This is a genomic window from Hyalangium minutum (genome assembly GCF_000737315.1).
GTDB classification, from domain to species: domain Bacteria; phylum Myxococcota; class Myxococcia; order Myxococcales; family Myxococcaceae; genus Hyalangium; species Hyalangium minutum.
The window spans coordinates 52,604-76,053 of record NZ_JMCB01000029.1 but is presented as its reverse complement, the minus strand read 5'-3'; the positions used below and the strand labels follow the sequence as shown (position 1 = coordinate 76,053).

21 protein-coding genes and 1 pseudogene are annotated in these 23,450 nt (G+C 66.3%); 12 read left to right on the top strand and 10 right to left on the bottom strand.

The annotated features are described in order from the left end of the window. Nucleotides 1-495: 495 nt before the first annotated feature. On the top strand, nucleotides 496-1,272 hold the full coding sequence (locus DB31_RS42165) for a hypothetical protein (RefSeq protein WP_157232440.1): 777 nt from the start codon (nucleotides 496-498) through the stop codon (nucleotides 1,270-1,272). A 173-nt stretch (nucleotides 1,273-1,445) separates the two neighbouring features. Here DB31_RS42165 and DB31_RS45810 read toward each other — a convergent pair whose 3' ends face one another. Both DB31_RS45810 and DB31_RS49405 read right to left on the bottom strand, forming a co-directional pair. Beyond that, on the bottom strand, nucleotides 1,446-3,020 hold the full coding sequence (locus DB31_RS45810) for a thrombospondin type 3 repeat-containing protein (protein WP_052420681.1): 1,575 nt from the start codon (nucleotides 3,018-3,020) through the stop codon (nucleotides 1,446-1,448). Between the two features lie 140 nt (nucleotides 3,021-3,160). Continuing rightward, nucleotides 3,161-4,345, bottom strand: a complete 1,185-nt coding sequence (locus DB31_RS49405) for a Kelch repeat-containing protein (protein WP_044199025.1) — start codon at nucleotides 4,343-4,345, stop codon at nucleotides 3,161-3,163. Nucleotides 4,346-4,784: 439 nt separating this feature from the next. Between DB31_RS49405 and DB31_RS42150 the strand changes: the two genes are divergently transcribed. The 6 genes from DB31_RS42150 (at nucleotide 4,785) to DB31_RS42120 (ending at nucleotide 11,702) form a co-directional block, all read left to right on the top strand. Beyond that, the gene (locus DB31_RS42150; protein WP_044199023.1) at nucleotides 4,785-5,942 is read left to right on the top strand and encodes an AAA family ATPase; all 1,158 of its coding nucleotides are present in this window, start codon (nucleotides 4,785-4,787) and stop codon (nucleotides 5,940-5,942) included. 179 nt (nucleotides 5,943-6,121) lie between these two features. Then, nucleotides 6,122-7,042, top strand: a complete 921-nt coding sequence (locus tag DB31_RS42145) for a LysR family transcriptional regulator (RefSeq protein ID WP_044199021.1) — start codon at nucleotides 6,122-6,124, stop codon at nucleotides 7,040-7,042. Nucleotides 7,043-7,315: 273 nt separating this feature from the next. Next, complete coding sequence (locus tag DB31_RS42135) at nucleotides 7,316-8,125, top strand: aldo/keto reductase (RefSeq protein ID WP_044199017.1); 810 nt, start codon at nucleotides 7,316-7,318, stop codon at nucleotides 8,123-8,125. Nucleotides 8,126-8,217: 92 nt separating this feature from the next. Then, a complete protein-coding gene (locus tag DB31_RS42130; RefSeq protein WP_044199016.1) occupies nucleotides 8,218-9,315 on the top strand; it encodes an alpha/beta hydrolase in 1,098 nt (365 codons plus the stop codon). Between the two features lie 19 nt (nucleotides 9,316-9,334). Next, a complete protein-coding gene (locus DB31_RS42125) occupies nucleotides 9,335-10,147 on the top strand; it encodes a (R)-mandelonitrile lyase (RefSeq protein ID WP_044199014.1) in 813 nt (270 codons plus the stop codon). An 85-nt stretch (nucleotides 10,148-10,232) separates the two neighbouring features. Beyond that, nucleotides 10,233-11,702, top strand: coding sequence for a PQQ-dependent sugar dehydrogenase (locus tag DB31_RS42120; RefSeq protein ID WP_083969209.1), 1,470 nt, complete (start codon nucleotides 10,233-10,235; stop codon nucleotides 11,700-11,702). Here DB31_RS42120 and DB31_RS42115 read toward each other — a convergent pair. Continuing rightward, nucleotides 11,677-11,952 (bottom strand): hypothetical protein, encoded by a 276-nt coding sequence (locus tag DB31_RS42115; RefSeq protein WP_157232436.1) that lies wholly within the window; start codon nucleotides 11,950-11,952, stop codon nucleotides 11,677-11,679. The genes DB31_RS42120 and DB31_RS42115 overlap by 26 nt on opposite strands. A 61-nt stretch (nucleotides 11,953-12,013) precedes the next feature. On the opposite strand from DB31_RS42115, the gene DB31_RS42110 reads away from it, so the two are divergent. After that, nucleotides 12,014-12,991: a DUF2268 domain-containing putative Zn-dependent protease gene (locus tag DB31_RS42110; RefSeq protein ID WP_044199008.1), complete on the top strand. Its 978-nt coding sequence runs from the start codon at nucleotides 12,014-12,016 to the stop codon at nucleotides 12,989-12,991. Nucleotides 12,992-13,085: 94 nt separating this feature from the next. Here the strand turns inward: DB31_RS42110 and DB31_RS51070 are convergent. Then, nucleotides 13,086-13,406 (bottom strand): annotated as a pseudogene (locus tag DB31_RS51070) (DUF5953 family protein); the annotation flags it as partial. A 90-nt stretch (nucleotides 13,407-13,496) separates the two neighbouring features. Here DB31_RS51070 and DB31_RS42105 point away from each other — a divergent pair. Continuing rightward, nucleotides 13,497-13,805, top strand: a complete 309-nt coding sequence (locus DB31_RS42105; RefSeq protein ID WP_044199006.1) for a hypothetical protein — start codon at nucleotides 13,497-13,499, stop codon at nucleotides 13,803-13,805. Between the two features lie 9 nt (nucleotides 13,806-13,814). Continuing rightward, entirely contained in the window at nucleotides 13,815-14,027 is a 213-nt protein-coding gene (locus DB31_RS42100) for a hypothetical protein (protein ID WP_044199005.1), read from the top strand. 65 nt (nucleotides 14,028-14,092) lie between these two features. Here the strand turns inward: DB31_RS42100 and DB31_RS42095 are convergent, their stop codons facing one another. Continuing rightward, complete coding sequence (locus DB31_RS42095) at nucleotides 14,093-15,253, bottom strand: TonB family protein (protein ID WP_044199004.1); 1,161 nt, start codon at nucleotides 15,251-15,253, stop codon at nucleotides 14,093-14,095. Nucleotides 15,254-15,527: 274 nt separating this feature from the next. On the opposite strand from DB31_RS42095, the gene DB31_RS47430 reads away from it, so the two are divergent. Further along, on the top strand, nucleotides 15,528-16,016 hold the full coding sequence (locus DB31_RS47430; protein WP_083969208.1) for an RICIN domain-containing protein: 489 nt from the start codon (nucleotides 15,528-15,530) through the stop codon (nucleotides 16,014-16,016). Nucleotides 16,017-16,657: 641 nt separating this feature from the next. Further along, nucleotides 16,658-18,103, top strand: a complete 1,446-nt coding sequence (locus DB31_RS42090; RefSeq protein ID WP_044199002.1) for a beta/alpha barrel domain-containing protein — start codon at nucleotides 16,658-16,660, stop codon at nucleotides 18,101-18,103. A gap of 111 nt (nucleotides 18,104-18,214) precedes the next feature. Here the strand turns inward: DB31_RS42090 and DB31_RS42085 are convergent, their stop codons facing one another. The 5 genes from DB31_RS42085 to DB31_RS42065 form a co-directional block, all read right to left on the bottom strand. Next, nucleotides 18,215-19,171, bottom strand: coding sequence for a catalase family peroxidase (locus DB31_RS42085; protein ID WP_044199001.1), 957 nt, complete (start codon nucleotides 19,169-19,171; stop codon nucleotides 18,215-18,217). Nucleotides 19,172-19,246: 75 nt separating this feature from the next. Beyond that, the gene (locus tag DB31_RS42080; RefSeq protein WP_052420680.1) at nucleotides 19,247-19,828 is read right to left on the bottom strand and encodes a hypothetical protein; all 582 of its coding nucleotides are present in this window, start codon (nucleotides 19,826-19,828) and stop codon (nucleotides 19,247-19,249) included. Nucleotides 19,829-19,839: 11 nt separating this feature from the next. Continuing rightward, nucleotides 19,840-21,972 carry a xanthine dehydrogenase family protein molybdopterin-binding subunit gene (locus DB31_RS42075; RefSeq protein WP_044198999.1) on the bottom strand — a complete coding sequence of 711 codons (2,133 nt, stop codon included), beginning with the start codon at nucleotides 21,970-21,972 and terminating at the stop codon, nucleotides 19,840-19,842. Further along, nucleotides 21,969-22,436 carry a (2Fe-2S)-binding protein gene (locus DB31_RS42070; protein ID WP_276203693.1) on the bottom strand — a complete coding sequence of 156 codons (468 nt, stop codon included), beginning with the start codon at nucleotides 22,434-22,436 and terminating at the stop codon, nucleotides 21,969-21,971. The genes DB31_RS42075 and DB31_RS42070 overlap by 4 nt, the downstream gene beginning before the upstream one ends. Nucleotides 22,437-22,526: 90 nt before the next feature. Then, a complete protein-coding gene (locus DB31_RS42065; protein WP_044198998.1) occupies nucleotides 22,527-23,444 on the bottom strand; it encodes a LysR family transcriptional regulator in 918 nt (305 codons plus the stop codon). Nucleotides 23,445-23,450 lie beyond the last annotated feature (6 nt).

The window sequence follows — 23,450 nt, the reverse complement described above, 5'->3', positions numbered from 1 at the left end:
CGCGCGAGCCAAGATTTTGACAGACAGGGATGGTGCTGCTGTTCTCGCCAGGCATCATCCCCATTGTCCCAGAGAGCCCTCGCCGAGTGAGGCGCAGTCGATGCCCAGCTCGTGAGGCGATACGTCATGCCGCTCTATCGATACAAGTGTTTCCGTTGCGGGAAAGAGTTCGTGACAAACGAGCGATACGGGGACGTCGCCAGCGGTGTCTACGGCGGATGCCCGAAGTGCGGAACGCTCATTACCAAGCTCAACCTGGTTGGCAGAGAGGAGGATCGCCAGCAGGCCTTCCAGGAGGACCTTGGCGCGGTCTCCCAATGGTTGAGGCGGATGCGCAGAGCCGATGAGCTCATGAGCAGCCGTGGGTCTTCTGGGTTCGGCATGAGGCCCTATGTCGGGACAAACGCCCTCGAGCCTGCCATCACACAGCTCGAGAACCAGATGGCGTCGGCCCTCCTCCTCCTGCTCGGGAGGGTGGGACCCTGGCAAAGGCGGATGCTCTTCCAAGCGCTCAACAACTCCGTCATCGATTCAACCACGAAGGGAGTCCTGAGCAATGCGAGTCCCCTGCTCGTCTTCCGCTTCTGCAACGGGAGGCGGGGGGGGCTCGCCGCCGCGTGCCAGGGCTCCATCGGTCACGAGGATTGCCTGGAGGAGTGCTGGACACCGGACCGCGGGCGGGGCACCACGACCAAAGCGTCGCGGGAACACCAGCGAGGGAAGAAGAAGCAGGAGGAGGGCTCCCACAACTCCGACGTCGTCTCGACGACCTGCTCGCTTCGAAACCTGGTTCGCTCCTCGGCGGGGCGCTACGCGTGCACGCCGGGCGGCCAGGTCGTGCCCATCTTCTTCGGCGCCAGCCACATGCCGCAGGTCTTGCAGCAGCAGTACGCGCACATGTGGGCTCCCACCATCGTGCTCATCCTGATCCCTCCGGGCTCGTACGTGGTCGACTGGGAAGATTTCCTGGTCAACTCAACCTCGGAGAACACCTCGGCGGACGTGTCGTTTTTCGAGCGCGAAGTCTCGTATGATACCTTTGGTGGAAATTATCACCTGGCCGACGAACTCATCCTTTTCATCGGCGGAAATCCGTTCCATGGCATGGTCCAATCGAGCAGCAGCTTGGGCCTCCACCTCAACAGCTCCTCGAGGAAGACTGGGAGTAAGAAGCCGCTCTTCGGTGGGCCGTCCTTCGGCAAGCCGCCCTTCGGCAAGCCGCCCTTTGATCCGAAGGGCGGAGGAGGAGGATCCGGCTCGTTCTTTACCTGAAATGTTCATGTTCGACCGGAAACCGCGCTCCCTCGCCGCACGTTCTCCGGACACGGCACCCGCCTCGCGCGACGCATAGAGAGGGATGGGGGCCCAGTTGGGTGAACGTCACCGCACCGGAGCCCCTACCAAACGCGACATGTGCCTGGCCTCCCTCCCGAGAGGCATGGCCCTTACTGCTGACGCCGGCGCCGGACCAGGACGAGCCCCGCCAACCAGAACAACAGCGCGCTCGGCACCGAACCCGTGGAGCAACCGCACCCGCTGTCGGGCTCGCCGGGAGGTGTATGCCCCGGGAAGTCGCTGTCGCAGGCGTTGCCCACGCCGTCACCATCCTTGTCAGCCTGATCCGTGTTGGCCACCCGCGGGCAGTTGTCGCTGGCGTCCGCCACGCCGTCGTTGTCGTCGTCGAGATCGCAGGCATCGCCCTCGCTGTCACTGTCGGCGTTGGCCTGATCCGCGTTGGCCACCCGCGGGCAGTTGTCCGTCCCGTCGAGCACGCTGTCGTTGTCGTCGTCCGCGTCACACGCGTCGCCGCTGGTGTCCTGGTCGCTGTTGGCCTGATCCGCGTTGGCCACCCGCGGGCAGTTGTCGCTGGCGTCCAACACGCTGTCGTTGTCGTCGTCCGTGTCACAGACATCGCCGCTCGCGTCCTGGTCATTGTTGGCCTGATCCGCGTTGGCCACCAGCGGGCAGTTGTCGCTGGCATCCAGCACGCTGTCGTTGTCGTCGTCTGGGTCGCACGCGTCGCCGAGTTGGTCATTGTCCGTGTCCGCCTGATCGGCGTTCGCCACGGATGGACAGTTGTCGATGGTCTGCCCGATGCCGTCATGGTCGTTGTCGCCCATGATGGCAATGCCCCAAGGCCGAGACGAGGCCGAGATCGTCGTCACCGTGCGTGTCGCCGTGTCGATCACCGAGATGTTGTTGCTGTTGTAGTTCGTCACATACGCGCGAGCCCCGTCCGACGAGAACGCCACGACTCGCGGCTGCGTGCCCACCGGCACCGTGGCCACCACGCTCAGCGTTGCCGAGTTGATCACTGACACGGTGTTGGCCAACAGGTTGGGCACGTAGAGCTCGTCCCCGCCCGGTTTGACGGCGACGTAGACAGGGGCCGAACCTACCGTCACGGCGGCTATCTCCGTTTTAGTCGCCGTGTCCATCACCGTCACGACGTTGTCGCTAAAGAACGCCGCGTACGCGAAGTCCCCATCAGGTGAGAACGCGAGCCAGGTGGGAGAATTGGCCCCATGCCCGGGCAGGTTGAAGGTCGCCACCACCGTGTTCGTGGCTGTGTCAAAGACAGCGATCGAAGGACCGGCGGTCGCGACCCAGACGGATTCCCCGTCCGGGGTGCTCTCCAAGGCTGAGCAAGACATCGAGATCGTCGAGACGACCGTGTTGGTGGCCAGATCGATGACAGAGACGGTGCCGCTACCGTTGTTGCACGCATAGAGGGTCCCCCTGTTGGTGGCAGCCACCGCCGTCACGATGTTGCCCGTGGGAACGCTGGCGAGCACCGTGTTCGTTGTCGTGTCGATGATCTGCACCGCGTTGGAGGACACCGAGAACAGGCGCCTGCTGTCGGCGCTCAGCCGGAGATTCCGGGAGCCCGTCCCTGAGATGCTACCTGTCTCGGTATGGGTGACCGTGTCGATAATCCGCACCGAGCTGTTGCCTGAATTGGCGACATAGGCATTGACTTGTGCGTGTGCGACGCCCGTGCTGAGCACTGTCGCAAGCAATCCGACCACTGCTTGTGAAAACGGCTTCCCCAAATCACTCATACTTACTCCCTGTATTGCGTTGTGTTGGAACCGCACGATTTGGGCCATGGCCGCACGGGAACGTGCGGCAGTGGATATGGGACCGAGTGCGCCGCGGATCAGGGCTTCGCCCAGGACAGCTTCCAGAGATCGTCGAGGAACGCGCTCTGGCCGCCGTCGGACGTGGCCCCCCCGTTCAAGTAGAGCTCGTAGGCGGCGGACGTCTCTCGCAGGAACGCGATGCCTCCGACGCGCGCCGGAGGAACGGAAGCGGGGTCCAGGGCCACTTCGGTCCATTGATTGTCCCGCACCGAGTAGAACCACAGGTCGCTGGAGAGGCCGTCGAAGCGCTGGCCCCCGAAGACGACCAAGCCACCCCGGAGGGTGTCGAAGAAAGCCACGGCGTTGTCGCGCGGTGCGGGCAGGGGACCCGTGGGGTGGAGCTGGGTCCACGTGAGCGTCTCCAGGCTCAAGGACCACAGGTCGTTCTCATAATTCGTCGGACCGAACAGCTCCCCGGCCGGTGTCGAGGGCCCCTGATCAGCCCCAAGCCGGTAGCCGCCGAACACCAGCAGCGCGTGGCTGTCGGGATCGTATCCACCGACGACCCAGGCCCGAGGGGCTGGCTTTTCTCCGGAAGTGGGGACGAGCCTCCAGCCCGTGTCCTGGCCATAGACGGCGACATCATTGCGAAGGCCGGTGGACGTCGTGGCGAAGCGTGAGAGCGTGTTGCCCACCCCCCCCACCGCGTAGATGGCCGTCTTCTTGGAAGAGCCTGCCTCCGGCACTTCCACCACCAGGGCGGAGGAGCGCCGGACGGCGAACGTGTCTCCCAGCGCTTCCGCCGGCACGCTGTGCCAGCGCTGTCCCTGCGTGTCGTAGGTCCACATCTCGGGGAACATCAGGTCCGAGCCCGTCCGGAACCGGCCCCGCCCGCCCACGATGCTTACGCATTCACTGCACGGGCCGGGCATCAGCAGGGTGTCGGCACGCGCGGCGGGCGTCTCCGGTGTGGTCAGCTTCGTCCACGTGGCCGTGGAGACGTCCAAGGCATAGAAGTCGTTGACGGTGAAGTCGTTGGGGAAGTTCTCACGCTGGCCGCCGAAGCGATAGACGACCTCGCGGTCACCCTCTGTCCGGGCGAACGAGGCGCCCGCCTCCCAGAGGGAGGGAGGGAGGTCTCCGTGCTGAGGAACAGGCTCCCAGCGAGGGCTGGCGCAGCGCTGCAGCTCCGCTCCCCTGAAGGAAGCGGCTTCGCAGCCTGGGGATGCGGAGCCACACGCGCTCGCCACAAGCAGGAGCATGAGGTGGACTCCCACGCAGAGCAGGCTTTTCGGGAGGACGCTCCAGGCGGACGCGTGCGTCGGCGGGCGGCGGGGGCGGGGGGCTGGCGCGGAGGGCGTCATAGGACATGCGGACAAGCAGGCGGAACGTCGGGGTGCCCGGATGGCGCTGCAGGCCCGCCCCCGCGCCCACGCCGAGGTGAAACCGCTCCCCGACGCGGACATGACAACGGCTTTGGATAGGAATCGACGCATCAGGCGCTCTTTGAAAGCCCTCAGGATACGGCACTCTCTACCCAGAGCGTCAGTCAATGGATATTGGCCCAAGTGCTTACCACGACTCGAAACGAGGAGCGCGAGCGCGGAGGGCTCCCCCCGCTCGCCGAGAGCCCCCAGAGCATGTAGAGATCCAAGGAAGTGCTGGCTCACGGTACACCTGCAGCCACGCCAGGAGGCACCCATGGGACTTGAGATCGACGCGTGGTACGGCTCCGGGTGGGAGCCCTCCGAATCCGATCGCTTCATCGGCGCGTCACGTGACGACCTGGGCTCGCAGGAGTCGGTCGCGTTCTGGCACCACCGGACTCGCAGCCTCGTGACCCCGCAGCCCTCCAAGCGCGCGGGCGGCGCGCTGGTGCTGGGGCGCTTCAACCCTCCGCACCTGGGGCATTCCTTTCTGCTCCAGGCAGCGGAGCAGGCCGTGCAGGGGCCGCTCATCGTCTTCGTGGTCGGCAAGAGACAGGACCCGCTCCCCGTCCCGACTCGGAGGGACGTGATTCAAACCTTGCTGCACGGTCGTCCATTCAGCCACGCGACGACGGCGCTCGATGTGCCCATCACCGGATCGCCCGATCAGCCCGAGTTCTGGCAAGCATGGGCCAATTATCTCAGCAGCCGGAACCTGCACCCGGAGATCCGGACGCTCGTCGCGTCGGATCCCCAGGCGCAAGAGCTCGCCTCCCGGCTGAAGCTGGACTTCGTCCTGGTCGATCCCGAGCGCCGCAACGTCCCGATCAGCGCGACGATGATCCGCAAGGCGCCGTGGGAGCACTGGTCCTTCGTTCACCCCGACGCGCGGCGGCACTTCACCTGCTCGGTGGTGCTGCTAGGTCCGGAAGGCGCCGGCAAGACAACGCTGTCCCAGACGCTGGCCAAGCACTACAACGTCTCGCGAGCCCCCGAGTACGTGGCGTACTGGTCGTCCAAGAACATGGGCAAGACTCCGGCTCAGGGTGACTTCGATGAACTGGCGAGAGCACAGCGCGCGGTTCTCGCGACCGCACAGGGCAACACGAAGCGTTTTTTCGTGGCCGACACGGATCTGATCTCGCTGATGCTCTGGAAAGAGCGGCTCTACGGAGTCAGAGAGCGCTCCCTGCTGTCGCCCTCGGAGCTCGGAGATCTGTACCTTGTGCTCGATGACGCGCCGTGGGCTGGGCCCGCCCATCGGGACGAGCCCGCTGCGCGTCAAGCCTTCGTCCAGTCCTGCATGGAGGCTGTGCGCGCCGAGGGCAGGACGCCCGTGCTGATCTCGGGTCCCCGCGAGTCACGCGCCGCCGCAGCCATCAAGGCGATTGATACCTGGGTGAAGACGAACCCCGCCGCTTTGGAGAGATGAAGCCCGGAGTGCTCATCCCTTTCTACGGCTCGTCGGGCCACCATGTCACCCAGAGATACGGCATGCAGCATCTCCGCGAAAGCTGCACGATCGGTATGGGCTGTTTAGAAAAAAGCGGACGTTCGCTCGAACATGTGGCGCTGGCTCTGTGCGGAGCTCCCGTGTAGAGAACCTTCACGATGGCCTTCACGCTGCTCAACCCGCTTAACGCCTTCATCGTCGTCGCTCGGCGCCTCAGCTACGCGGCGGCGGCGCGAGACCTCGGCGTGTCGACGTCGGCGCTCAGCCAGTCGGTCCGACAGCTCGAGGAGCGGCTCGGCGTCGCGTTGCTGACGCGCACCTCGCGCAGTGTCGCCCTGACCGACGCCGGCCATCGCCTGCTCGACAACGCCGGACCTGCCGTCGATCAAGCGCTCGAGTCGCTGAAGACCGTGCGGGCCAAGCGAGGCGAGGTGACGGGCCGCGTGCGCCTCAGCGTACCCAGCGCATCGGTCTCGATGGTCCTCGCGGATCTCCTCCCGCGCTTCATCGCGCGCTACCCGAAGGTGGGCGTGGAGGTCCATGTCGACGACCGCTTCGTGAACACCGTGGCCGGCGAGTTCGACGCCGGCATGCGGCTCATCGAGTCGATCGATCGCGACATGGTCCACGTCCGCCTGTCGGGCCCGACGCGCTTGGTGGTGGTCGGCGCGCCGTCGTACTTCGAGCGAAAGGGCGTGCCACAGAAGCCCCAGGATCTCCTCCAGCACGACTGCATCTGCATCCGCCGGTCCCCCAGCGGAGAGCCGTGGGCGTGGGAGCTCGAGCGTGGCAAGAAGACCTACCGCGTACCGGTTCGCGGACCGGTGACGACGAACGATGCCGAGCTGATGCGCACTATGGCTGTCGCGGGCGTGGGATTGTTCTACTCACTCGAGCGCCGCGTCGAGAGCGATCTCACGACCGGGCGCCTGCGCGTCGTCCTCGAGCCGTACACACCCGAGGTGCCGGGGCTCTACCTGTACTTCCCGAAGCGGTCGCAGGTCTCGCCCGCGCTCAAGGCGTTCGTCGAGGTCGCCCGCGAGCAGGTGAAGGCTGACCGGGCGGGCGGAGCAACGTGAAGTTTTTCTAAACCCCGCATGCAGTTCATGCTGGTTTCGTGGTCAGAGGGCCGGACGTATCTTGCTGGCATGAGCGAGATGACGAAGCGGCAGCTCGGCAACAGTGAACTCGAGGTCTCGGCCCTCGGCTTCGGCTTCATGGGACTCAACCATGGGTGCGGCACCGCCTTGCGGCGCGCGTGGGCAAGTAGGCCATGACCGCGCGTGTAGTTCATTGCCCATGAGAAAGGAAAAACGACCGTGAACCATGTGATTCTGAACAACGGGGTAAAAATGCCCCTCCTCGGTTTCGGCGTGTTCCAAGTGACCGATCTCGCGGAGTGCCAGCGCGCCGTCGAGGACGCGCTCGGCGTCGGCTACCGGCTCATCGACACAGCAGCCTCGTATCAGAACGAGCAAGCCGTCGGAGACGCGCTCCGCAACAGCGGGCTCGCGCGCGATGAGCTCTTCATCACGACGAAGCTGTGGGTCTCGGATACCGGCTACGAGAAGACGAAGCAGGCCTTCGACCGCTCGATGAAGCTGCTCGGCCTCGACGTCCTCGACCTTTACTTGATCCACCAGCCCTACGGTGATGTGCACGGCTCCTGGCGCGCGATGCAGGAGCTTCACCGTGAAGGCCGCATCCGCGCCATCGGCGTCAGCAACTTCCACCCCGACCGCGTGATGGACCTGATCGTCTACAACGAGGTCCCGCCCGCGGTGAACCAGATCGAGACGCACCCGTTCAACCAGCAGATCGCGACGCAGGCGTTTCTCAAGGAGAACGGCGTGCAGACCGAGGCGTGGGCGCCCTTCGCTGAAGGGAAGCACGACATCTTCAAGAACGAGCTACTCCGCTCCATCGGCGCGAAGCACGGCAAGAGCATCGCGCAGGTGATCTTGCGGTGGCTCGTTCAGCGGGGCGTCGTCGTGATTCCGAAGTCTGTTCGCAAGGAGCGCATGGTGGAGAACCTCGCGGTGTTCGACTTCGAGCTCGACGACGCCGAGATGGAGTCGATCGTCGCGCTCGACACCAAGACCAGCAGCTTCTTCGATCACCGAGATCCGGCCATCGTGAAGTGGCTCGCTACGCGGCGTTGAAGGTCACGAGGACGAAGAGACATGACGGAACGCCCCCGATCCGCAACTGGAGACCTGCTGTCAGATTCTCTAGCAAAGAAGGGATTGGACGGATGAAACACCTGACTGCCTTTGCTCTGATCACCGTCGCGCTCAGCGCCGCCGCGTGTGCAACCACGGCTGGAAACAATGAACCCGGGCCGCTGCTCATTCAGGAGCAAGGCAGCTTTGCAGTCGGCGGAACGGTCATCACCGCGCCCGGAACGTTCGACCCCATCAAACAGGGCAGTTACAACCCTGCGGGGCCCGATTCCGCGGGGCAGACGTTGCACGGCGATCACGTTTACGTGTCCTATGAGACCCCGGCCAATGCCAGAAAGCTCCCGCTCGTGTTCTGGCACGGCCATGGCCAGTCCGCGAAGACGTGGGAGAGCACGCCGGACGGCCGAGAGGGCTTCCAGAACATTTTCCTGCGCCGTCGCTTCCCGGTGTATTTGATCGATCAACCCCGACGCGGCCGCGCAGCACGCAGCACTCAGCCCGTGACGATGACGGCGGCTCCTGACGAACAGCTCTGGTTTGGCATCTTCCGCTTGGGCCTGTGGCCGGACTTCTACCCAGGCGTGCAGTTCTCGAGCGATCCAGAGGCACTCAACCAGTTCTTCCGGCAGATGGTGCCCAACACGGGCCCCTACGACGCGGAGGTCAATACCAACGGGGTTTCCGCACTCTTCGACCGAATCGGCTCCGGCATTCTCGTCACGCACTCACAGAGCGGTGGACTCGGCTGGCGCACGGCGATCAAGAACAGAAATGTGCGAGCCATCGTTTCCTACGAACCGGGTGCTGGCTTCGTCTTCCCGCAGGGCGAAGCACCTGAGCCGATGACGTACGCCGGAGGCACGGCAAGAGGCGTCGAGGTGCCGCTGTCGGACTTCCTCCAGCTCACGAAGATGCCGATCGTCATGTACTACGGCGACTCCATTGCCGAGAATCCCACCACGAATCCGGGCCAGGACCAGTGGCGCGTCACGCTCGCCATGGCCAGGCAGTTCCGCGATGCGGTGAACCGCCACGGCGGTGACGTGACCGTCGTGCACCTGCCCGAGATCGGGATTCGCGGCAATACGCACTTCCCCATGTCGGATCTCAACAATGTCCAGATCGCTGACCTTCTGTCGCAGTTTCTCACGCAGAAGGGGCTGGATTGAACCTCCAGGAGGAGCTCCCATGAACGTGCTCGCTGCGGCCGTCCTCTCTCTGCTTTTCGCTGCTTCCGCATCCGCTCAAACCATCACCATCGCTCGGCGCGGCACGCAGCCGTCGCGGCAGGGGCCGGCCGAAAACTTCACCGGCTCCGTCCGCGTCGACCCGTTGTTTGAGGCCAGCGGTCCGGCGCGGGCGACGGGCGCGCTCGTCACGTTCGAGGCGGGCGCGAGAACCGCATGGCACAGCCACCCGCTCGGCCAGACCCTCATCGTCACAGCCGGAACTGGGCGCGTGCAGCAGTGGGGCGGACCGGTCGATGAGATCCGGCAGGGGGATGTCGTCCGCATTCCGCCGAACGTAAAGCACTGGCATGGAGCGGCGCCGAAGACGTCGATGGCGCATATCGCCATCGTGGAACAGCTCGATGGCAAGAGCGCCGACTGGCTGGAGAAGGTCACCGAGGAGCAATACGGCATGCCCTTACGCGGCCAATCCGCTCCCAATGCACTGACGCAAACCGCGCAACCGACGCGCGCCCAGAAACTGATCGGCGAGTTCTCCCCGAAGCTGGTCGAGCTCACCGACGAAGTGCTCTTCGGCGATGTGTGGACGCGCCCGCAGCTCTCGCCTCGCGACCGCAGCCTCGTGACCGTCAGCGCGCTGATCGCCATGAACCGTCCCGAGCAGCTCCGCTCACACCTAGCCCTCGCCCGCGATAACGGCGTGACGCAGGAGGAGCTGGTCGAGACGATCACGCACCTCGCCTTTTATGCCGGCTGGCCGAGTGCCATCACCGCAGTGACCGTGGCCAAAGAGGTCTTCGAAAAGAAATGAGGATCTTCATGATGGTGCAACCCTTGGGCAGCCCCATCACTCCTCGCAGGGCAGCAAACCCCTCTTTCTTTGAGGCAATCACACCATGACTGGAAGACGCTTCTCCCTCCCGCTCGGCAACGGCGTCAAGAGGTCGGCCCGTTGCGGAGCCATGCCGCTTCACCAACGACTTGGGCTCGTCGCAGCGCTCTGTGCCTCTGCCCTCCTGGCTTGTTCAGACCGGCCCTCCACCGAGAGCGATGCCGGCGTCGAAATGGATGCCGGGAGTCGGACCGATGCCGGAGCTCAAAACCCAACGAATGACGCCGGTGTGGCCGACGGCGGCGGGAGTTCCGATGCCGGCACTTCCGATGCTGGGACTTCTCTCAAGAACAGCTGCCTGGGGCCTTCGAGCGCCAACGTGGCCAATGCGAGGTTGCCAGCGGGGTACTGTGCATGGACCTGGGCGACCGTTGCCAATCCGCGAGGGTTGATCGTCGCTCCGAACGGAGACGTTCTGGTGGTCGAGCGCACCGCGGGTCGAATCACCGCGCTCTACGATTCGAACGGTGACGGCGTTTCGGATTCATCCGAACGGGCGACGCTGGTCGAGGTCAGCGGGCTCAACCATGGCATCACACTGCACGACGGATATCTCTATGCCTCTTCCGCGACGCGCGTCCTCCGTTGGCCGTTCGCAACCGGAACGAGAGCAGCGCTGAGCGGCCAGGAAGAAGTGGTGACCGGCATCCCTTCGGGCGGCCCTGCGGGCGGCCATGTCACCCGGACGATCATCTTTGACGCCCAAGGCCGCCTCTACGTGAGCGTCGGTTCAGCCGCGAACGTGGACAGCGATTCGACGCGCGCTCGCATCCGTCGCTTCACCGCAACCCAGGCTCAGGCGGGCAACGTGGCTTTCACGGACGGCGAGGTGTTTGCCGATGGCCTTCGGAACGAAGTAGGCCTGCGTTTCGACAGTCAGGGCCGGCTGTGGGGCGTGGAGAACGGGCGAGACAATCTTAATCGTGCCGACCTCGGGGGCGACATTCACACCGACAATCCCGCTGAAGAGCTGAACCTCTTCGCCGAAGCCGGGCGGTTCTATGGCTACCCCTATTGCTTCAGTGAGTTTCTGCTTCCGTCGGGTGTGGGAATGGGCCCGACGACGCAGTGGGCAGATCCGGGCTTCATGAATGATGGCACCCACTCCGATGCGTGGTGCCGCAATGTCAACAATGTGGTGCCTCCGATGTTGGCGATGCCCGCTCACGTTGCGCCGCTCGACATCGTCTTCTACGACGGCGCGTCCTTCCCGCCCGAGGTGGTCGGCGACGCCTTCGTCAGCTTCCACGGTTCCTGGAATCGACAGCCCGCCCAGGGCTACGAGGTGGTGCGGGTGGTGTTCGAGAACGGGCTGCCGGTTCGCTACGAGCCGTTCTTCGAGTTCGACAGCGCCAGCGACACCGCAGCCGGCTGGCCGCATCGGCCGGTGGGGTTGGGTGTGGGCCCCAATGGCGAGTTGTTTGTGAGCAGCGACGCGTCAGGCCAAATCATCGCAATCGGCTACCAGCGATAACCAGACGCCCCGCGCTCTCAATTCGTGCGCACGTATGGAATCCAGGAGTACCACCGAAGAGCAGACGTCGTAGGACAGGGAGGAGCTGGCGCTCCAGCCGCTCCATCATCTGCTCCAGGGTGACACCGGCGGGCAGCTCCAGGGCCGGAGTGGCCGTGTCTTCGGGCGCGCCCGGGTAGGCCTCCTCGAAGCTGATGTCGTTGGCATCCAGTTTGGGGCCCTTGCGCTCGAGCAGGGCGCGGCGCACCACGTTGCGCCGCTCGAGGCAGTTCCTCGTTGAGTCGTGGGCCCTTGCCTGCGTAGAGAAAGGCATGCTCCCACAGCGCGCGCTGCTCCGTGCCCTTCCTCAAGTCGTCTGCCTGGCCATGCTCTGCTGCGTGCCGTCTGCCACTGTCCCGGCCAGGGCTTCTCCGTCCACCTATCGCGTGGTGGACGCCATGCCCACGTTCTGGCAGTACTGGGAGCAGGCACAGGGGCTGGAACAGGCCGAGCAGGTGCGACTCTTCCGGGAGCAGGTGGTGGCGGCGCACCCGGCGCTCTACACCGCCGAGGTGCTGGGCTTCGACGCGAAGCAGCCCTTCGAGGCGGAGCTGGCGAGGCGCTATCCGAAGTACTGGCAGTGGGTGTCGCCCCACTTCGACACGATGCGGCGGCTGTCCGAGGAGCTGCGCCAGAAGCTCCCATTCTACGAGGCACGCTTCCGCCAGACCTTCCCGGACCTGAACTACACGGGCGAGATCTACTTCCTCAACTCGCTGGGCGCGTTCGACGGGGCGACCCGTCAGGTGAAGGGCAGGACGGCGCTGCTGTTCGGGGTGGATGTGATCGCCGCCATCTACGGCCCCACGGCGGACGCGGAGTCCTTCTTCGATCACGAGCTCTTCCACATCTACCAGGAGCAGTTTTCTGACCTTGGGACAGAGGATACGGTGGCGGGGGCCTTGTGGCACGAGGGGCTGGCGACATACGTGGCGCAGGCGCTCAATCCAGGAGTCTCCGAGCGCATGGTCTTCGGGCTGCCCGAGGAAATGCCGGCGCGGGCCCGGGCGTTGCTGCCGAAGCTGGCCGCGGAGCTGCGCGTGAAGCTCGACTCGAAGTCCCCCGAGGACTACCAGGCGTTCTTCCTGGGAAACTCCCCCCGCCAGGACATCCCCGCTCGGAGCGGCTACTTCGTGGGCTACCTGGTGGCGAGAGAGTTGGCGCGTACGCGGCCCCTGGCCGAGCTGGCCCATCTGCACGGCTCGGAGCTGCGCACCGCGATGGAGGAAGCACTGCGCCAGATGGAATGAATCCACCCGTTCCGGGCCTGGGCTCCTTGATCGACCGAGTCGGAGCGCTCTCAGCAGAAGTTCCAAGCGGCGGGGTTGATTCCCGCCGCCTCGGGTCCAGGTGCGCGGGGTTGTCGAGATCGAGCGGCGCATCGGTGAGCTGCACGACCCATCCGCCCGACGACGTGCGCCGCGCCCGCGAGAGCAGTTCCAAGTCGCGGGCAGGGTCAGGGAACCCGATGGCTTCTGCGGTAGCGGCTGACCCGTAGTTCAGCCAACCCAGGTGATACGGAATCTCTGGCGAGCGCAGAGACTCTGGGAGCTTGAGCGCTGGCAGCCTCGTGACGGTTGGGAGGAACCCGTCTGGGAGTGCACTCGGGGCGGCGGTCGTGCGGCAATCCCTCGAACAGACGCACCCCGTCCAGGTCCGTTCCACCCAGGAGCTCCCCGTGCTCGCCTGTTCATTCAACAGGTTAGAGAACCCCCACCGCCGCAGGGAGGGGGACTATTTTCGGGCTACAAGGACGTGGCGGAGTACTTCAGCCAGCACCTGGCGGACCTGTCCCTGCCGACGCTGAAGGTGTACGGGACGGTGGCGGAGAACTTCAGCGAGCCGGTGGCGCGGCGCTTCGGCGTCACGTGCCTCTCCGTGCTGCTGATGTACGCGGAGGCGGCCGGGCTGGAGCTGAACCACGAGGAGCCGGGCCCCACGCCTATCGAGGTGCCGGATGAGAACGGGAATGTCACCGAGCAGCCGTTCGGAGCGTGCAGCGTGGACCAGATGCGCCGGGCTCTGCAGCGCAAGCATCGGCCCACCTCCAGCAAGCCGCTGTAGCCGGAGAAGGTGGCGCTGGCCGAGCAGTACTCCGAGGCGGTGGCGCAGCGCTTCCCCAAGGGCAAGGGCACGCTGGTGAAGCTCGCGCTTCGCAACCAGAAGGGCAAGGCCGTGGTGGACATCCAAGGCATCCCCCTGGAGCAGATGCTGCTGCTGGCCGAGGCGCTCACCGCCCAGCTGCCCGGCGTGAGCGACGGAGCGAAGTCGCCGGAACCGTCCTGACGTCTCATTCGTGAGTCGCGGCCCTGCGTTCCTGAAGCCTGGAACGCGGGGCTTCTTGGCCCACCTCACTGGACCGAGAGCAGCCGCACACGCTTGTAGATGCGCCGGTCCAGCGGCAGCCGCATGTCCACGAACTTCAGCGCCTCGTCGAACTCGAAGCTGAGCGTGGGCACCGGTGGGGTGATGGAGATGATCAGCTCGAACTGCCAGAGGCTTGTGAGCGTCTGCTTGCCCGCGAGCGCCTCAGGAGGCGGGGGCGGGAGCTGCTCGGCGGCGGTGCGCACGTCCTTCATGGCCTCCTTGTCCACCTGAGCATTGTTGCTGGGAGACACGAGCGTCACCTCCAAGAGCCGCCCCTGCGCGTCCTGCACCACGCGGATGACGGCGCGGCGGGTGGACTGGAACTCCTCGCGCATCTGCTGGCGCATGGTGCGACGCGCCTCCAGGTTGGGATTGGAGAGCGCGTTCGGGGGCCTGCGGTCCGGCTTCAGCGCGGGGTCCGCCTCCAGCGGCGAGCCCGAGGCTCCGTAGGCCGCGGCCCGGTCTCTCCAGATGGAGTTCCACGCCTTGCTGTTCTCCTGGGCCTGCTCCAGGAAGCCCTTGAGGCCGTGCGAGGTGACGGCGCGCTCGGCGTCCCACGATTTGAGCAGGCTCTTTCCGAGTTGGGTGAAGTAGGGGTGCACCAGACCGCGCTGCACCTTGCCCTTGCCGAGCGTCTCCTGGGTGAGCGTGTCCACCACCTGCTGCGCGGATTGGGCCGGGAGTCCTTGGGGCACTCCCGTGGCAGAGGGCGAGACGGCGACCTCGCCGCCGGGTGTGAGCGAGAGTGAAGGGGCGAGGCGCGGCCCTCCGAGTCGAGGCGTATCTGCTGAGAGGGGCGCATCGGCTCGGGGCGCATCCGTCACGGGGGCGGGCGCGGGAGGAGCGGGAGCCTCGGACGCAGGTGGAGGCGGAACAGGAGGCGTTACCGCGGCAAGGGGCTTCGGTGCGGCGCGAGGAGGACGCGCGGGCTCCGGCTTGGGAGGAGGCGGTGGAGGCTCCGGAGGCTTGGGGGGAGGCGAGACCTCTACCTCGACGAACTGGAGCATCCCCGGAGTAGGAGGAGGGACCGGGCGCTGCTCCGAGGACTCCCGGCCGCGGGCCGCCAGCACGAGCCACACCGCTGCATGCACGCCGAGGCTGAGGGCGAGAGCGAACAGCAGGCGGCGGGATGAGGCCGGGGGCATGGAGTCCTGGACAGGCGAGGGCAGGCAATTGGCGGGAGGAAGCTCGGCGCATCATAAGGGGAGCGTCAGCAAGGTTTCTCGTGCACCCGATCCGTAGGTGCGGAGGGCCCTGAGTACAGCGGGGGCATTGGTCCGGCCGGTCGGGTCCGCTGGCCCACTGTTCGAAAATGTCGGGGGTTTTGGAGCCTGAGAAATCCCGACATTTCCGAACAGTCCTGCACACGGGGCGGCCTCTGGCGCTACAGCGAGCGGCCTTCATGGACATGGAGTTGTCATGAACAGAAAGATCGCTGGTATTTCGCTGCTGGGTTGGATTCTCTCGCTCTCCGCCTGTTCAGCTGCCCCGAGCGACGAACTGAGCAATGGCGAGCCCCTCGCGGAGGTGGCATCGGAGATAAGAAGGGGACCATTGCCCTGGGTAAATACTGCCACGCTGCGCTGTCTCGACAGTAACAGCAACGGGAACGTTTACACGCTGGGCTGTAACAGGGGGGCGTATCAGAACTGGACGAACACTCCGCTCACATTCGGGGACCAGATTCGCAATCAAGCAACCGGATGGTGTCTGGACAGTAATAACAACGGCAATGTCTACACTTTGCCCTGCAATGGTGGCAGTTACCAGCAGTGGGTCGTGACCTACAAGGGGGCTTTCGGATACGAAATGAGAAACGTGGCCACCGGATACTGTCTGGACAGCAATACCAGCGGCGACGTTTATACGTTGGGGTGCAACGGCGGCAATTTCCAGCGCTGGCGTTGAGCATCCGTGCGGATAATGAGTCACGGCCTCGTGTTCCTTCGTCAGCGGGTACGTGGCCAGGGCCACCGGACGGCCCAGCCCGTCCAGGACGAGCATGAGGCTCAACGGGGAGGAGGAAGCCGACAGCGGAGCCCCCAGCGGCCGTCCACCCGTTGCTCTCGCGCCGGACCAGCTGTCCGTTGGCGCCACACAGGGCGTAGGTCATCCCATCCGGGGCCTGGGTGATGATCTGGCTCGAGACACCGGTGCTCAGGCAAGACTCGAGCGCATCCCCGGTGATCAGATCCGTCCAGGTGCCGTCCGTCTCCCGCCGGGCGATGTAGCGGCGGAAGCCTCCACTCCCGGAGGCGATGGGGCGCCCCTGCGTGTCGAACATGAGCGCGCCTCCCAGGCGGTGGCCACGGTGGCATCGGGAGCGGGCCGGACCAGGCGCACGCCTGGCGGCGTGCCCGAGCACCCAGCGAGCAGGAGGGTGAGCAGCACAAGCATACAGGCCCACGGGATGCTTCCCGGAGTGAGACACGTCCTCCGATGCAAGGGGCTCCTCCATCAGGGAGCGACACCGCCTCGCATCTCGTGGATCTCCCGAACAACCCAGAGGAACCCCTGATACGCTCTCCTTCAGGAGGCAGAGAGACTGGATGGGGACATCGCTGCTCGCGACGGACGGCTACAAGTTCAGCATGGCGGAGGCGGGGTGGCCACTTCGCAAGGAGACCTTCTATTACACGCACCGCAAGGGCGGTCTCCAGATCGTACCTCTGGACATCCCTGCCTTCGTGCGTGGCCTGCTGCCCGATCCCAAGCCCGAGGACTATGAGTTCCTCTCGCGCAATGACTACGAGATGGGCGTCGGCTTCAAGGCCGCCATCCAGAACAAGGAAAGGCTCGTCATCCACGCCTTGCCTCGCGGCGCGCTCTTCTACCCGAAGGAGCCCGTGCTCTCGCTCTGCGGACCCTCGGCCCTGGTCTCCTGGATCGAGCCGCTGCTGATCCAGCTCAACTTCCGCATCCAGGTGGCCACCCAGGCGCTCGCGGATCGGGACACGCTGGCCCGAGCCCTCGCCGTGCTCACCTGCGAGGAGCAGAAGCGCATCGCGCTGGAGACGCTGGACGCCGTGGGCGTCAAGCCCGTGCCCATGCGCGCCGACCCCGAGGCCTACTCCCAGCGCGTGCTGGCCCAGGTGCGCGAGCTGGTGGAGATCGTCGAGGATCCGAACCGCATCTTCGAGGTGGGCCTGCGCGCCGCCACTTGCCTGGAGCAGCATGAGCTTGCCCTGCGCGCCTGCAAGGAGGCGGGCGTGGCGCGCACCTCCAACGTGGAGGGCGCTCGCAAGCTGGGGATGATCCCGGTGGGCACCATGGGCCACGAGCACATCCAGCGCTACGGCTCGGACGAGGCCGCCTTCCGCGCCATGCGCGAGCGCCGGCCCCAGCGCTCCAGCTACCTGCTGGACACCTATGACACGCTGGCCTCGGGCCTGCCCGCCGCCTACCGGCTGATGCGCGAGGAGCCGAACCGAGGGGACTCCATCCGCTTCGACTCGGGCAACAAGAAGCTCCAGTACCTCTACGCCGTCACCCAGGCGCGGGACCTCGGCGTGCGCCCCGTGAACATCCTCGAGGACGGCCTGGACGCCGCCGCCACCCGCGAGTTCGAGGAGCTGCGCCGCCAGGTGGGCTGGGAGCCCTCCGCGCAGTTCTACGGCTACGGCGGCCACATCGTCGCGCGCACCATGGAGTGCCCCTTCACGCGCGACCGGGTGGCGGCCATCTACAAGCTGTCCCTTACGGGCCACACGCCGACCATGAAGTTCGGCAACGAGGCCGCCGAGGGCAAGCAGAGCGTGCCGGGCGCCCCCATCCTCTTCCGGCGGCGCCATGGCTCCGGGCCCATCGGGCTCATCGGCCAGGAGGGCGAGCAGCCGCCCGAGGGCTACTTCCAGCTCACGGACAGCGCCGCCGAAGCGCCCTCGTTCGTTGGGGCGCAGGCGCCCGAGTCCCAGGAGGGGCGGGTGGCCTATACCCCCGCCACCCAGGAACTGGTGGACCAGCTGCGCCGCCGCCACTTCCCCCAGGCGCGCTAGCGGAAGCGAAGGTTCGAGCGCGGTCCAGCCCCAGCCGCGGCCATCAAACGTGAGCTGCTCGCCGAAGTTCGCGGCGCCAGAACACAGCGATGGCCAGGCTTGGAAGGACGCTCATTGCCGCAGGTCAGCGGGCTTGGGCTCCGGCTTCGTTTCGGAAGAGCGGCGGTTGTAGGACTCTGAGTACACCTTCGCGCGGAAGTGCAGGATCGGATCATCGGACAGCTCGATGCCTGGCACCACTCCGGTGGGATCGAAGACGAACCGCTCGGACTCCCGCTGATCCTCGTACAGCGAGTCGATCACCAGCTGCCCCGCCGGGATTTTCTGCCGATCCTCGGGCCATGGCCGGGTGGCGTCGTGGGTCGGATCACCTGGGTTGGCCAGCTGGAAGACGAGGTTGAACGTGACGCGCTCGCGGCTGACACGCTCCCGGAGCTCGTCGAGCAGGTACTGCTCCGGGCGCTTTCGAGCCTCCGCCGGGCTCAAGGTGGCGGCTCCCGCCGAGGGCACCCAGCGGTAGCGAAAGGCCCTGCGCTGCCCCTGCGCATCCACCAGATGGTAGGCGTGGACACTGTTGTACTGGCAGTGGGCAAAGCTGGGCGCTGGCTTGGTGCCGACAATCCCCCGGATGCCCGGGAGCGCATGGAGATGCGTCAGGATGTACCCGAGCATGCGCAGGGGATGGGGCGAGGCGTTCGGCCGCTGCGCCCGGGTGACCTGGAGGAACTCCTCGGGAGTGCGGGCGACGAAGGCCGGGATGTTCGCGGCGGCCCACGTGGCGTGCTTCCCGGAGGGCAGATCGAACCGCACCGCCAGGCCCAGCACTGCCCCCTGGCGATCCGAGCCCCGGTCTGGAGCATGGGGGCTCCCCGAGGCGTTCGAGAACCGCACGAGCGTATGCACAGGAGGACCCTGGAAGTGCTCCGCGGCCGTCAGCGGCCGGGCTTCAGGCGTCGGAGTAAAGGTCGCGTGGAACACCAGCCCTCTGGGATGGGCCCGGCGGTACCCCTGCACCGTGCCGGTGTGCTTCTCCATGGCATCGACTGCCTCTTGAACTGGGTCCGCCATCGAGGGCTGTGCCTCCTGAATCGAGATGCTGCGAGCTTGCCTCAAGTCCACGAAGACGGGGGCCCCAAACCCCGATCAGTTGGGGCACGGGGCGCCAGCGGCAGCCCAGGTCTCCCACGCGGCGATGAACGTCGCGTACGGCGTGGACACCGGCTCGCGGCCGAAGCCCGGATCCCACCCCCACTTCACGAGCGGATCCTCGAGGTGAACGCGGAGCGCAGCCATGTCCATGCCGCCGTTGCGCGCCGGGTCCTTGACCTGTTCGCACAGGGCGCGCGGCGTGAGGCCGACGAACACGAGCTTTTCCTCGGGCTTCGGCATGTGCCAGCCCTTGATCGAGCCGGGCGGGACATGGAGGCCATAGTTGCTCGGAGGATTCGCCGGGCCGTGGCACGTGGTGCACTCGGCCCCCGCCATGCCGTGCCCCGTGGGCCCACGCTGCACGTTCATCGCGTGCACGCGGCCCTCGGTGCCTTGCAGAGGCGCATCGCCCGCGGGATGGCAGTTCTGGCAGCGCGGGTGCTGGAGCACCGCGCGCACGGTCGCAAATGCAGCCACACCGGTGGCCGGGTCTGGCTTCTCGCCCGTGGGGGGCGTCGTCATCTTGCCGCCGCATCCGGCGAGAACGAGCACAAGCGTCACGAAGGTACGCATCATCGGAGGAAGTCCTATGCGAGGCGCAGCGGCAGCGTGCGCAGCCGTTGCTTGGTAAGCGCGAACACCGCGTTCGCAACGGCGGGAGCGACGGGCGCGGTCGCTGGCTCGCCAATGCCACCCATCTTCGCGTCACTGGGGATCAGGTGAACACTGATCTTCGGCATCTCGAACATGCGAAGCGCGGGATAGTCGTGGAAGTTGCTCTCGATGACCCTGCCGTCCTCGATGGTCAGCTTGCCGTGGAGCGCCGCAGTCAGCCCGAACGCGATCGAGCCCTGGACCTGAGCCTCGATTCCGAGCGGGTTGACCGCGGTTCCGCAGTCGACCGCCGCCGTCACCGCGTGGACCTTGATGCGTCCCCCCTCGACCGAGACCTCCGCGACCTCGGCGATGATCGAGCCAAACGACTCGTGCACCGCGAGGCCCCGCGCCCGGCCCTCGGGGGCGGGCGTTCCCCAGCCCGCCTTGGCTGCGGCCGTCTCGAGTGCGCGCGCGAACCGAGGCTTCCCCTTCAGAAGCTCCAGGCGGTACGCGAGCGGATCCTTGCCGGCGGCGTGTGCCAGCTCGTCGATCATGCTCTCCATCGCGAACGCGGTATGCGTGTGGCCCACGGAGCGCCACCACAGCACGGTGACCGGGGTCTTCGGGGAGTGCAGCGAGACGTGCTTGGACTTCGTGGTCTCGAGATAAGGCGAGTCGGCGACGCCTTCGACTGACGTCGCGTCGATGCCGTTGTGGACCATGAACTTCTCGAACGGAGTGCCAGCGAGGATCGACTGCCCGACGATGACGTGATGCCACGCTGCGGGCAGGCCCGCCTTGTCGATGCCGACGTTGACGCGGTGGACGTAGGCGGGGCGGTAGTACCCACCGCGCATGTCGTCCTCGCGCGTCCAGACGACCTTGACCGGGACGCCGGCCGCCTTCGCGACGATCACGGCCTCGGAGACGAAGTCCGACGCCGGGTTCGCGCGGCGGCCGAAGCCACCGCCGAGGAACGTGGTGTGGATCGTGACCTTGTCGGGCGTCGTGCCCAGGATGTGCGCCGCGGTGCCCTGATCAACGGTCTGGAACTGGGTCCCCGTCCAGATCTCGCAGCGATCACCGTCGATCTTCACGGTGCAGTTGAGCGGCTCCATCATGGCGTGCGCGAGGTACGGCACCTCGTACGACGCCTCGAGCTTGCTGGCGGAGAGGTTGAGCGCTTCCTTCACCTTGCCGGTGTCGGCCACGGTCGAGCCCTCGCCGAGCGAGAGCTGGCGGAACTCGGCGAGGATCTTCTCGGAGCTGGCACCGCCGCCCTCGGGCGTCGACCACTCCGCGCGCACGGCATCACGGCCGAGCTTCGCCGCCCAGAAGTGGCTGGCGACCACCGCGACACCGTTCGCGGTCTGGACGACCTTCTCGACGCCAGGGACCTTCAGCGCATCGGCGGCATCGAACTTCACGAGCTTCGCGCCGAACGCCGGCGGCCGCAGCACGACAGCGGTGCGCAGCCCGGGGAACGAGACGTCGATCCCGAACTGTGCCTTGCCGTTGATCTTCTCGGGCGTGTCGAGCCGGCGCACCTTGGTGCCGATCAGCTTCCACTCCTTCGGCTCCTTGAGCTTCACCGTCTTCGGAGGGGACAGCTTCATCGCCGCCTCGGCGACCGCGCCGTACGTCAGCCTTTCTCCACCGAAGGTGATCACCCCGTTCGCGGCGGAGAGCTTCGCTGGCGTGGTCTTCCATCGCTCCGCGGCTGCGCGCAGGAGCAGCGCCTTCGCCGTCGCGCCCACGTTGCGGTACCGGTCGAACTCGCCATGCGTGGACGTGGACCCGCCCGTCATCTGGATGCCCATGGCGGGGTGGCCGTAGACCGGCGCCGCGGGGGCGTGCTCGCAGCGCACCTTCGACCAGTCACAGTCGAGCTCTTCCGCGATCAGCATCGCCAGGCCGGTCCAGATTCCCTGGCCCATCTCGGAGTGCGCGAGCAGGACGGTGATCGAGTCATCACTGCCGATCCGCAGGAACGCGTTCGGGGACGGCAGCGGCTGCGCGGCCTTGGGCGCGGCGTGCACGATCTTCGGCACATAGAAGCTGATCACCAGCCCCGCCGTGCTCGCCGCCGCACCCGTGAGGAATCCTCGTCGAGAGACTGTCACTTCGCACCTCGCTTCAGCTTCGCGGCGAGCCGGACCGCTTCGCGCACGCGCTCGTACGTCCCGCAGCGGCAGATGTTGCCCGACAGCGCGGCGTCGATGTCGGAGTCCGTCGGATCGGGCTTCTTCTCGAGCAGCGCCACGGCCGTCATGATCTGACCGGACTGGCAGTAGCCACATTGCACGACATCCGCCTCGGACCATGCGCGCTGCACGGGGTGCGAACCGTCCGGTGACAGCCCCTCGATCGTGGTGACCTTGCGCGCACCAACGCTCGAGACGGGGGTGACGCAGGAGCGAACGGGCTTGCCGTCGAGGTGCACCGTGCACGCCCCACACTGCGCCATTCCGCAGCCGTACTTCGTCCCGCTCAGTTGCAGAAGGTCACGCAGGACCCACAGCAGCGGCATGTCGCCGCTGGCTTCCACCTCGCGGACCGAGCCATTGATGTCGAGCTTCATTCCCATGCCACGCCTCTCGTCGTTGTCTCAGGGAGACGAATGGGGTTCACGTCTTGCTGCGAGGTCCGCCACCCGCCATGACGTCAGCATATACTCTCAGCGCTGCGCCTCTGCACTTCGTATTGCAGGCTGTTTGCGCACGTGCTCCACAATGAACTTCTTGAAGGCCCGGGCGGCGGCGGTGAGATAGCCTTCTCCCCGGTGCACGAGCGCCACCTGGCGGCGCGGTCCACCCGGGACCACCTGGACGATGTCGAACTCCCGGGCGGGGTGGTCGCGCGTCATGAGCTCCGGCACCAGCGCCACGCCCAGCCCGCGCTCCACCATGCGGCGCATGGCCTCCGAGTTGTCCGTCTCCAGTACCACCCGAGGTGTCACGCCCCGCGCCTCGCAGGCGGCCTCCAGCGCTCGGGTGCCCGTCATCCCGGGGATGACGACCCAGGGCTCCTCCACGACTTCGGTGAGCGCCACGGCCCGGCCCAGCTTCGTCAGCGGATGGCCTCGGGGCACGGCGAGCACCAGGGGTTCTTCCCACAGCTTCTGCGCTACAAGGTCCGCTCGGCGCACGGGCAGGGAGAGGATGGCCAGATCCAGCACGCCTCGGGAGACGCCTTCCTCCAGCTCGGGGGCGAGGCTCTCGCTCAGCCGGAGCCGCACCTCCGGGTAGCTCCGGGCGAAGGCGGCGATGAGGTCCGGCAGCAGGTACGCCCCCACGGTGTGCAGGGAGCCGAGCGCCAGCGGGCCGTGGGGTATGCCCGAGAGCTGCTCCAGCTCGGCCGTGCCGGCGAACAGCGCCTCGAGGGCCCGCCGGGCATGGGGCAGGAAGCGCTCCCCCGCGTCCGTGAGCACCGCGCCGGCGGGCGTGCGTACCAGCAGGCGGACTCCGAGCTCGGTCTCCAGGGACTGGAGCTGGCGCGAGAGTCCAGACTGGGACAGGCCCAGTCCTTTCGCGGCGGTGGAGAAGCGGCCCTCCTGGGCCACCTGGAGGAATGCTCGGAGCTGTTCGGAGGTCATGCGGTT